This is a genomic window from Candidatus Bathyarchaeota archaeon, from assembly GCA_026014725.1.
Taxonomy (GTDB): Archaea; Thermoproteota; Bathyarchaeia; order Bathyarchaeales; family Bathycorpusculaceae; genus Bathycorpusculum.
The window spans coordinates 187,589-198,717 of sequence record JAOZHV010000044.1 but is presented as its reverse complement, the minus strand read 5'-3'; the positions used below and the strand labels follow the sequence as shown (position 1 = coordinate 198,717).

Genomic DNA, 11,129 nt, shown 5'->3' with positions numbered 1-11,129 from the left:
GTCACAACTAATTTATCAACTAAGGTAAAGAAAGAAAAAAATCGTCCTTATTCTGTACTAGGCGGCGTCACTGGGTTGGAAGCTGCGGGAGCAGTGACCTGCTTTAGCTTTCGTCGCATCATCAACACGACTATTAGCAATGCAACAATTACGACAGCAGCTATAACAGCAACAATTAATAACAAGTCTGAAGAACTGCCTGTACCGCCTCCGCCGTTGCCACTTGGGCTTGATTTTGGAGTAGCTGTAGGTGTGCTAGAAGGAACGACTTCCATGGTAAATTCATCTGAGTCCCAACCGAAACTAGTGAGGTCTGTTCCTTCTTTTCCGTCAATGGCAACATAATAAGTGTGGGAGCCAGTGGTTGCGTACGGTGGAATTTGAATAGTTACAGAACTAAAAACATAGCTACCTCGGGCTGGAACAGTTACAGGATTAGCGCTTAAATCGTAAGTGTAAAATTGATTATTCTCCATCCAATCAAAGTGCAAGCCTAACTTTTCTATTACAATTTGGTTGTCGCTGTTGCTACCGAAATTTATTCTAAGCGTTACTGTTTCTCCTCGCTGAACTGACTGATCCATCCAAACCACAGATACTGATACATCATCAGGTAGTAATGCAGAAACTAAACCGCTACAAAGAGCAATAATCATAATAGATGTTAGTACAAGTGTAATTTTTCTAGTTCCCAACATTTTTATCACCCATTAATTCTCAGTAATCTTTCCAATACTATATATGTTTTTTACCAAATTGCTTCCATACAACTATCAAAGGAAAGACAGCAGCTTTAACCCAAACAAATACTATTACTTTTTAGGTGTTAAATAGAGTAAAGAGAATGTTGTTACGTTTTTAGTTTATGTACCGCTTGTCTTGGGTCTTGGGGCTGCGGTAACCTTAAGTTTTGGCGTAGTGTGTTTGGCTTAGGTAAGGGGTAAACTTTGGATACTCTAGCGCTTGCAAACCTGATTTTAGATGTAGCCAGCATCATAAACTTCGTCGCCCTTCTATGGTTGCTGAGGGCAGTTATAAAAAACAGAAATGTCCTCCGCGGCTTCAGCATCGTCGGCTCTTTTCTGACTTTTCTCTCCATCCTCGGCTTCGAGTTTGCCTATCACCTTTTAGGGAACATAATTGGCTTTGCTTTGGGTTGGGTAACAGTCGTATTCTGGTTTTTAGTTTTCGTTTATAGTCTTAGGCAAAAATTAAAAATCAAAAAAGAAATGCCTGATTCTTAGCTGGCTGTAAATCGAATTGTAAATTTTGTGCCCTTGCCTTTTTTACTTTCGAAGCTGATGGCTCCACCGTGCGCTTCAATTACACGTTTGCAAACGGCTAAGCCGAAACCCTGCCCGCGAGGTTTAGTTGTAAATAAGGGTGTGAATATTTGTGGTTTAATTTCTTCTGGAATTCCTATGCCAGTGTCTTGTACACTAATGAATACGTGTCCTTCACTGTCGACCTTTGAGGTCAGGGCCAGTTTTCCGCCTTCAGGCATTGCTTGCACTGCATTAGTTACTAGGTTAATAAGAACTCTTTTTAGAAGTTGGAAGTCAGCTTTTATTTGAGGAAAATCTTTTGGAATCTGAATTTTTACCGTTATATTGGCTGGTATTGCGATTGATTCAATTACGGCGCTGGCTAGCTCTTTTAGGCTGAAGGGTGTTTTATCTATTTTGATAGGTTGCACAAATGCTTGTAGGTCAGAAACAATCTTATCCATGTAGGTTGCTTGCTCTTCTATTACACGAAGGCTCTCCTGCAGGTTCATCTTAGTCGTGCCAGCCTCAAGTGAGTCAACTTCAGATTTTGCTAAATATAATTCGCCAGTGATTGTTTGTAATGGATTGCGGAGGTCATGCCCAACCATCCCTGCCGTTTGGCCAATAGCGGCTAACCGTTCAGAATTCTTAAGCTGTTTTGTTCTCTCTTCAATAATTTTTTGAAGCATGTCGGTGTTTTTTTCAAGATTTTTTTGCCGTTCTTTTTGTTCAGTAATATCCCTAACGATAGACCATGTCCCGATTACCTTGCCCTTTCCATCGGTTAATCGCCAAGACCTAACTGATGCGGGAAAAATTGAGCCGTCCTTACGACGATATTCTCTTTCAAAAACAATAGAACGCCCAGTTTGCAGTATTTTATTAACTATTTTTTCGCGTTGCTCATGCCATTTTTCAGGCAAAAGCCCCTGAACAGAAAGATTTTTGAGCTCTTTTTTGCTGTACCCCAGCATTCTTGCGTACGCTTTGTTGCAGTCAATCATTTTTCCCTCTACATCTCGAGCCATGATGCCGTCTTGGGTTGTCTCGTAGAGCCTTCGATACTTCTTTTCTGCTGATAATAATTCTTCTTCAGTTTTCTTTCTTGCTGTAATGTCGTGTGCAATAACTAACGCGCTGTCGATTTTGCCGTTTTTATAATTCAACTTGATATTCATGATGCCCCAGATTCCGCGTCCATCCTTAGTTTTGGCGTAGTACTCAATTGGCTTGTCAACCTTTTTCCCATTTAAGAGGCTGTTTATCCGTTCTTGAAAGCGTTTTTTGCTTCCATCATAAAGGAGGTCAAAGGGGTTCATTGCCAAAAGTTCCTGTTCGGAGTAACCAAGCATTTTGCATATCGCATTATTTACGCTCTTAAATTTTGGACCGTTATAATCGATTTCAAAAATGCCCATGGGCGCATGTTTGGAGAGATACTCATATTTTTTTGCGTTCTCCACAAGCTGTTGTTCAGCTTTCGCTAGTTCTGCCAATTCTTGTTGGCTCTTTTTCCGCTGGGCAGTTACGTCTAAAAACACTGAAACAAAATAATCTTTCTTCATGCTGTAAACGTAAACCTGATAATAGTTACCTTTTGTTTCGGAATAGGCTTCAAAAAGTTTTGGTTTACCAGTTGACGCAACCTTGCCGTAGATTTCTAACCAGCTTGCAGGACCTAAAATGGTGAGCGGGTAAGATTTCGCCATGTTCTTAAAAACCACATCAGCTTTTTTTACGCCTAACATCCGCTTATAAGCCTTGTTTCCTTCAAGAGTAACAAAATCAACTGGTGTACCCTTTTCGTCGTAGAGTATTTTATGTAATGCTAAACCATGAGGCATATTGTTGAATAGCATTCTGAATTGTTTTTTGGTTATGCCTAAACTTCCAAAAAAAACTCTATTATCTGGTTTTTTGGAAGAAGTGGTCAATGAAGCAGTCTCAATTTCAGTTTTTAGCGGGGTAACATCAGATTTCACTATCTGACCCCCCGAAGATAATGGGTTCAAATGGCATAAATAACTTTCCAATATCTTATATACAGTACGTACGCATGCTTGCCGCAAGCAGGATAGAGCCTATAGCAACCAGAGCAACCAGAGAAGCTATTGTGATTTTGTCTATAGCCCCCCTTATTTATAGGCGGTTTAACGCTGCGCCGCTAAAGTTCTGTTGCTCTGCCAGTAGACCCTATCCCCCTATATAAAGGCGGGAAACTGGTTTGTTTACTACGTACATGGGGTTGGTGCGCCGTTACTACGTACAACCAAACCCTAGATGTACGTGGTAAAGAGAGAACCCTAAATGTACGTAGTAAACCACGACTTGCTGCTCTGCCGTAACCCCCTCCCCTTATAAAAGTAGGTGAGCTACGTTTCTTTGTTTATGTGAATTCTCCAGAGAACATTTTTCGAGGTTAAACGGTTGCCATGGAGTTTATTAATTAAGCAACAAAATACTTACTACAAGAGGCGTCGCTGTCATGGTTGTGTTGATTGCTGCCTTCGGAGTGAGCGGTTCAGGCAAGACCACTACTCTTGAATATTTGATTTCAAAGCTCACAGCTGAAGGGTTCAAAGTCGGAGCCATAAAGCACATTCACCGAGAAAACTTCACCATAGACAAAGAAGGCACTAACACGTGGCGGTTCAGCAAGGCTGGGTCAAAAGTTACAGTTGCTGTCTCGGCTGAGGAAATTGCGGTAATCGAAAAGACGAAGGTTGCCTTAAGTGATTTGGATAGAATAATTAGCGAGTTGGAACACAAGCAGCTCGATATCGTCTTTATCGAGGGATTTCACAGTTTCATTTCAAAAAGACCAGATATCCTCAAGATAGTAACCGCAAAAACAGCCGAGGACTTAAACAAGACGCTAAGCGAGTCTGTTCCTCCCGTGCTGGCGGTTACGGGTCTAATAGCTAAAACCAAGTTGCCCCCAAGCGAAGTACCTTACCTTAATCTGCCCGATGAAGGACCAAAACTCCTTGAACTTGTCAAAGAATACTTAGCATCGGTTAAAAAATAGTAATCGGCAAGAAAATTAGATAAACAGCTTGCGTTTTTTATTGTTGCGAGAATACTTGTGATGACAAAGCGAGCGGCGATAATCCTTGCTGGCGGAAGAGGGCAGAGGTTTCAGACCGCAGAGGGGAAATGGCAGGACAAGGCTCTTGCAATGCTTGATGGTAAACCCTTGATAGTTCATGCTATCGAGAACGTTCAAAGCGTTGTGGATGAAGTTATTGTTGTGGTCAATGATAATGAGGGGCGTAAGTCAGTTTATAATGATGCCATGCAAAGGTACGGGATTAATGATGCAAGAATAGTTACTGACCTAAAAATTAACCGTCTTAGTGGGCCACTGATTGCGATTTTAACAGGGCTAAAATCAGCCAATGCAGATTACTGTCTGACGGTTCCTTGTGATGTGCCTTTGCTCAGCGAAAAAGTGGCAGATTACATGTTTAATGAAATTGACGGCTCCTATGTTGCTGTTCCAGTGTGGCCCAACGGCAGGCTTGAAACATTACTCATGGTTCTTGACCGCGTCAAAGCCTTGGAAGTTACCGACGTGCTCGCTCAGCTTGGGCGTTCGCACCCTGACGACATAATAAGAGGCTTGCTACATGCCCTTTTTGTTTCACCCCTTGGGCAGATTAAAGTTTTAGACCCAGAGCTAAAGAGCTTTGTAAACATCAACTCACAAGAAGACTTAGCACGATTGCAGCCTCGTCAAGCTCAAGGACCAGTTGTGGAAAACATTAGGTTGAATCTTGGCACTCTGCCGAGTGGCGCGTTAACGCTTCTAGTAGAGGTATCTGAGAGATACAACAGTACCGATTATTTAAAAGCATCAGAAGTATTTGCCCAATGTGCCTCCACTTTTGAGAGGGAACACTTGTTTTTTTGGGCAGCTCTGAGCCGAGAGCATCAAGCCAAAACCCTCCTAAACATGACAATACCGCAGTTAACCAGACAAATAAAAGACGCTTTCCAAAAAGCCGCCCAAAACTACTCTGCCGAAGCCGCCCAGTATATGGAAAACGGCTGCTACCTGCTGGCAAAAAGGGCAACCGCCGACAAGGCATGGTGCCTATCGCAAATAAAGCAATGAATTTGTTTTCAACATGGTATTGCTTGGTAAAGTTATTTTTTCTAGTTTAAGAAGAAGAGAACTGCGCCCTTATTCATCATCTTCCATTCGTCAATGCAGGCGACTTTTTTTGCTTCTGCGTCTGGTTCGGGTTGCAGGCAGGTTGAGGCTGAACCCTCAAGTTGAAAATCAAAAACAGGAAATGATAAAATGTTAAAGAAATTTTTCAACATGCTAATTAAGCTGAAAACAGCCAATATCGACCTACCTCTCTTAAGGTTTCTGCAATGAGTTTCTAATATACCCCAATAGGTTGGCTCAGATTGCCCCTCTGCAATTATGTTGATACTTAGCTTCTATTGATTATCCTTTGCTTAGTCTTTTCTTGAGCCATAAACTCTATCTTGCCGCATTTAGGGCAGATAAATAATGTAACGGGGAGTAATTCTTCCCCTAACTCCCCTAAGCTACCAAACGGGACAAGTTTCAGAAGACCTGTCCAACCCCCAATTCTTAAATTAGCGTCACTATGGAGCATTTTAGATTCACATAAAGGGCATCTTAATATTCGAATTTTATATTCATTGGAACTCTCAACAAACTTTTGCTTTTTGATTTTTCCCTTATTTTCCCCTAAAAAATTACAGCTAATTTCGCATCCATGATAGTAGGAACAAAGATAACAGCAAGCTTGCTCGTTATCATTGCTACAATTTAATGACCTCGCTTCCTTAGCTTCAGCGTTTTCGAGGATTGAAAAACAATTCCCATTTTCAAAATATTCACATTTAACTTTAGCTGTCATGTTAACTCCCATTCAGCATAAGAAATTTTTAAGCTTTTGCATAGCTTGCCTAAATGCTGAACAGTTAAATTAGATAAATTGGATTAGCCAAACCTGACAAGAAAAAACATTAAATGATAATTCTTTCGGGTACTGTGTAGATGTTTAATCGTTTGCCCCTTACGAATCCTGCTATGGTTACATTTGATTCTTTGGCTGTGGTGATGCCTGAGGAGAGGGCTGCTGAGAGAGATGCCACAATTGGCAAGCCGACTTTTGCCGCCTTGAACGCAACATCACCCGATATGCGCCCGCTTAAAGCCAGAAAGCACTCTGCAAAATCAATCTTGCCTAAAGCCGCCATCCCGATAACCTTGTCAACTGCGTTGTGCCTGCCGACATCTTCAGCCATTGCAATCAGTGAACCGTCGCCTTTGTAGATTGCCGCAGCGTGCACACCGCCTGTTTGCCGAAACACCTGCGCCTTAAAGTTAAGTTGGTTGACACTCTCAAAAACAATCTTGGCGGCTACTGTCAAGTTTGAGGTAACTATTGGGATTTTGCCTTTGTACTGGTAGGGTGAGCCGCTTCCACAGGCGGAAGGAATCACACGGGCGTGGAGCCGTGAAATGCTAATGCGGTCTTCAACGTTAACGTTTGGTTTTAGCTTAACCGTGCAAGCATTTTCTTTTTCGGTGACTTCGACTATTTCCTCAATTGACTTAATGATGCCTTCGGATAGGAGGTGACCTACTGCGAGTTCTTTTATGTTGGTGGGTGTGCACAGTATGGTTGCCCAAAAAGTGCTGTTTACAAACAGTTGCAAGGGGCTCTCTTCGGCAACGTAATCGGTAATTTTTTCGACGCTTTTAGCTGAGAGATTGATTTTTGTTATGTCAACTTGGCGTACCATCAGTAGTCACCTATCTGCATCTTGATTAGTTGTGATAAGAATATAGAGTTTAGCAACCCAAAAAGGGTTGGCTTAGGGTTTAGAGGTATTTTTCGTAGGTTTTCAGGTGCGGATTGTTTGCTTTTGAAACGAAGATTTTTCCTGTACCGTTTTCTGCAAGGTCGCCTAAGAACACGTAGAATGGACCTGTTGCTGATTCGGTATCGTCAACTTTGACTTTGACTTTTACGCTGTCGATGGTGAAGGAGGGCATCATTTCCTCTATTTTGCCTGATACTATGATTTTTCCGCCTGTCATGTTTGTGCCCACTCTTGTGCTAGCGTCCTTTTCAACATGGATTGTTCCGTCGCTCATGTGGAAGCCCAAGAATTGCCCTGTATTGCTGCCTTTTATTTTGATTAATCCGCCGCGTAAATAGCATCCTGAATCACTTCCAACGTTGCCGTCAACGACTATTTTTCCACCCTTCATTCCTTCAGTGCTTCCTCGATATGGAGATGCTAAGTAGTCACTTGCGTCTCCGTGGATTTCAATCAAGCCGTTCTTCATTGAACTGCCTGTCCATTGACCTGCGTTGCCATTAACAGTGATTTTGCCGCCTGCCATTTTCTCGCCCAGATGCATGCCTGCGTTGCCGTTGATGATTATTTCTCCGTTTTTCATGCCCATGCCTATTCTGCGGACTTCGCTAACATCACCGTTAATAGTTATGTTTGGTGATTCAGCACTGACTTCTTCGATTTTGAAGAGGTCGCCAAGTTTCTTTTGTCTGTTGCCTTCAAAGACTGTCAAGTTTGCTATTGCGGAAGTGTTTTTGCCTTGGAATACGTCGGGGTTTATGCATTCAGCTGTTACTGGGAAAGTGAATTTTTTTAGTGGAGTTAAAATTATCATATTAAACGCTCGCCTTCACAGTTATTGGGTCTTTAACTTTTATGTAATGATCATATACTGGATAATTCTCGTAGTCAACCGTCCAGTAGTCTCTAAATCGTTTCTTCATCTCCTCGTCAATCACGCATGGTTCTTCTGTTTGCACGTCAAGCCACATGGTTCTGCCGTCAGCATGCTGGACTACTTCGCCGTCCTTAACAACTATTTGCCCATCCTTGATTGTGTAGGATGCATTACCAAAGGCTTTACGCGCTGCCTTGTACTTCTTGGCTATATCAGTTGTTTCAGGGTTAATGTTGTAAATGGCTATGTCAGCATCTGCGCCCACGCCTAAGTGACCTTTATTCTTTAATCCTAACGCTTTAGCTTGCCCAGCGCGAGTAACGATAGCTAGTTCATAGAGGCTTAACTCACGCTTTATCGAAGGCAACAAACTCTTCTTTTGCGCCTTCTTGTGGCACTTCTTTAGCGTTGCCATGCGTGCCTTTTTGCTCATCAACCACGCTAAAATCTTTGGATAAGCAAAGAATGGCCCACCGTTGGGGTGGTCAGTTGTCATGAACATCTTCCACGGGTCTTCAACAAGCAACGCAAGTTCTAAAGCTATTGACCATTGAGTAGCGTTTACAGCATTGTTTTTCTTGTAGTGGAACGGAATGATTCCGCCGCTGGTCTCGGTTTCCACATCGCTGTTTACCCATTTGTGTCCGCTTAACTGGTAGAGCGTGTATTCGAATGGTCCATCAGCAGTCATAGTCGTAGTATCAGTGAAAATTACCTGCCCCATATCAAAGGTCATGTGATTGTGATTGTTGATGTATTTGGCAATTGGCTCTGCAGCTGAACACATGTTGCCCCAGCCGTCGCCTCCGAAACTGCTGAATTGCAAGTGAGTGATGTGACCCACAGGTCTGCCTTCATAAGGTATGCTTTCTAATGCTTTCATTGTCTCAAGCGTTGTAGTGTAATTGCCTGGTAAGCCAAGGTTGTTGGTGTGCAGGTGAATTGAATGCGGCAGATTAAGCAGTTTGTTTACTTTTGCTAGACCACACATAATGTCTCTTGGTGTAATGCAAAAGTTCGGAACTTCATCATCAATGCTGTGAACGTTTCTGCCGAAACCCCAAGATTCCAATCCGCCAGGATTCACAATTTTTATGGCGTAACCTTTTGTGGTGGAAAGCATCCAAGCAACGTGCCTTGCGCATCCTTCTATGTCGCCTTTCCGCAGGTATTCAAGAACAAACCACCAGTCGCCGATTAAGGGGTAAGTTGCCTTGTCAAGAAGCGGTATGTCGTTTAATTCTTCATGAGTGTGCTTGGCTTCCAGAGGCGCCATTGACGGGTTCATGACGGTTGTGTAACCCATTTGTGAATAGCGGTAGCCAGTAACGAAAGTCGATGGAATCGAATAACCTGTGCCTGACCTTGTTATAGCTGTCTTGCGGACAGCATCTTTAACGTGGTCCTCGGGGCGAACCATTCTGCCAGTGTTAACTTCTCCGCCTGCAATATGAGTGTGAATGTCCACACCACCCGGCATAATGATCAAGCCAGAAGCGTCTATCACCTTAGCCTTATGCTCATTCACCTTCGCAACAATCTTGCCGTTCTTAACGGCTATATCCATTTTCTCGCCGTTAATCCCGTTTAAGGGGTCAAAGACGAAGCCGTTTTTTATCAACAACTCAGTCATTTATTGAGCCTCCGCTTTTTTGGTTGCTTTCTTTTTCTTGATAACTCGAACTTCCTCAAGGATTCTTCGAAGTATTTCCTCGTCAGGAAGAACCCCTTTTGGCGGTTCAACAACTTTCTTTAGCGGCAAAGGCACATGATCCATACGGTAGGCTGTGCCTTCAACCTCTATGCCCACAAACGCCGCTGGAAACACAATGTCACCCAACATGGCGGTAGCATTCATGTGCGGGTCAATCACAATCAAAGGATGTTTAACCATGTTTTTAACGGCTTGCTTGGGGAAATTTGCGCCAGGGTCAGCAGCGATTACCAGTGAAGCATCATGTTCATCCCGCAAGAGCACGTCCATACAGGTAGTTTCTCCTGGATTGTAGCGTGGGTAGCCAAGCGAGAAGTCTACGCCGTAGGGATAGCCGCTTTGCCACGCGGAAACTACGTTGGCTCCTGTGACGTTGAAGTGTCCTCTCATGGGCATGATTAGGAACTTTGTGCGCATGTTCAAATCGCGGACAAGCGATATTGCGACTTCGATGTTTCGGAATTTGCCAGCAGTTTGAGTTAAACCCATGCCGAAGAAGATGACGCCGAACTCGCAGTTTACTAAGGCGTCGGCAACTTGCTTTAAGTATTCTACTGGAACGCCTGCAACCTTGTCAACGTCAAGTTCGCCATCCTTAATTAGCACTCGCAATGCCTGCATCAACTCGTAGTCTTTGTTTGGTTCCACTTGAATAAAGAAGTCAGCCATCTCCGCAGACATGCTTTTCCTAACATCGATTACAATTAGTTTTCGTCCGCGCTTGGATATGGAAGCTGGAACACCTGGTAAACTGCACGATTGCGGTCGGGGCGTTCGGGCTTTTACAAAACCGCTTCTGGCGAGGCTTTGGATTTTCTTTTGTCCAGCCTGAGCTTTTAGCTTTTGCATGTAATCTTTCCATGCGCTTTTCTCAAATCTGCCTTCTGCAAAACTGGTGTATCTTTCAAGGTGCCTTGGGTGTGCACTCCAAGGGTCACAGCCCCAATATATGATTAAGTCTGCGCGGTGCCGAATTTGTCCCAGCGTGCATGTTGGGATGCCGACTTCTTGAACCCCGAGAATTGAGGGACCATGGCATACAACAGCCGTGTTATCCATAATGCCGCCGACTTCTTCCGTTAGCTCCACTCCTACACGTTGAGCTTCAGAACTGGTAGAACTCCAACCGTAAAGAATCGGGTAGTTCGAGTTTGCTAAAACTTCAGCAGCAGCATGGACTGCTTCGTCCATTGTTACTGGAACAAGTTTACCGTTTTTCCTCATTAACGGCGTTTTGATTCTGTGTTCTCCACGGTAGCCAAGGAATTTTGATTCGCAGATTGCACAGCCGTTTTTCACTTTGACGACTTCGTTGTTTTCAATCGTGAGTTCGATGTCGTCGCATAAGCAACCGCAAATTGGACATGTTACAGAGGTTACTATTGACATTGTATTT

Annotated in this window: 11 protein-coding genes; 3 read left to right on the top strand and 8 right to left on the bottom strand. The window is 43.3% G+C overall.

Features of this window, described 5'->3' with window-relative positions; all coding sequences use genetic code 11:
* Positions 1–47 precede the first annotated feature (47 nt).
* On the bottom strand, positions 48–698 hold the full coding sequence (locus NWE95_08525; protein MCW4003940.1) for a hypothetical protein: 651 nt from the start codon (positions 696–698) through the stop codon (positions 48–50).
* 249 nt (positions 699–947) lie between these two features.
* On the opposite strand from NWE95_08525, the gene NWE95_08520 reads away from it, so the two are divergent.
* Entirely contained in the window at positions 948–1,244 is a 297-nt protein-coding gene (locus NWE95_08520; protein MCW4003939.1) for a hypothetical protein, read from the top strand.
* Here NWE95_08520 and NWE95_08515 read toward each other — a convergent pair.
* Positions 1,241–3,250, bottom strand: a complete 2,010-nt coding sequence (locus NWE95_08515) for a PAS domain S-box protein (protein ID MCW4003938.1) — start codon at positions 3,248–3,250, stop codon at positions 1,241–1,243. The two genes, NWE95_08520 and NWE95_08515, sit on opposite strands and share 4 nt — an antisense overlap.
* 503 nt (positions 3,251–3,753) lie before the next feature.
* Here NWE95_08515 and mobB point away from each other — a divergent pair.
* A complete protein-coding gene (mobB, locus tag NWE95_08510; protein MCW4003937.1) occupies positions 3,754–4,296 on the top strand; it encodes a molybdopterin-guanine dinucleotide biosynthesis protein B in 543 nt (180 codons plus the stop codon).
* Between the two features lie 60 nt (positions 4,297–4,356).
* Positions 4,357–5,385 carry a molybdenum cofactor guanylyltransferase gene (locus NWE95_08505; GenBank protein MCW4003936.1) on the top strand — a complete coding sequence of 343 codons (1,029 nt, stop codon included), beginning with the start codon at positions 4,357–4,359 and terminating at the stop codon, positions 5,383–5,385.
* Positions 5,386–5,426: 41 nt separating this feature from the next.
* Here the strand turns inward: NWE95_08505 and NWE95_08500 are convergent, their stop codons facing one another.
* From NWE95_08500 to NWE95_08475, 6 genes are all read right to left on the bottom strand, one after another.
* Complete coding sequence (locus tag NWE95_08500) at positions 5,427–5,621, bottom strand: hypothetical protein (GenBank protein MCW4003935.1); 195 nt, start codon at positions 5,619–5,621, stop codon at positions 5,427–5,429.
* Between the two features lie 92 nt (positions 5,622–5,713).
* Positions 5,714–6,169 (bottom strand): hypothetical protein, encoded by a 456-nt coding sequence (locus NWE95_08495; protein ID MCW4003934.1) that lies wholly within the window; start codon positions 6,167–6,169, stop codon positions 5,714–5,716.
* A gap of 109 nt (positions 6,170–6,278) precedes the next feature.
* A complete protein-coding gene (gene fdhD, locus NWE95_08490; GenBank protein ID MCW4003933.1) occupies positions 6,279–7,061 on the bottom strand; it encodes a formate dehydrogenase accessory sulfurtransferase FdhD in 783 nt (260 codons plus the stop codon).
* A gap of 79 nt (positions 7,062–7,140) precedes the next feature.
* A complete protein-coding gene (locus NWE95_08485; protein MCW4003932.1) occupies positions 7,141–7,956 on the bottom strand; it encodes a formylmethanofuran dehydrogenase subunit C in 816 nt (271 codons plus the stop codon).
* A gap of 1 nt (position 7,957) precedes the next feature.
* Positions 7,958–9,652 carry a formylmethanofuran dehydrogenase subunit A gene (locus NWE95_08480; GenBank protein ID MCW4003931.1) on the bottom strand — a complete coding sequence of 565 codons (1,695 nt, stop codon included), beginning with the start codon at positions 9,650–9,652 and terminating at the stop codon, positions 7,958–7,960.
* Positions 9,653–11,122 carry a formylmethanofuran dehydrogenase subunit B gene (locus NWE95_08475; GenBank protein MCW4003930.1) on the bottom strand — a complete coding sequence of 490 codons (1,470 nt, stop codon included), beginning with the start codon at positions 11,120–11,122 and terminating at the stop codon, positions 9,653–9,655.
* Between the last annotated feature and the right edge of the window lie 7 nt (positions 11,123–11,129).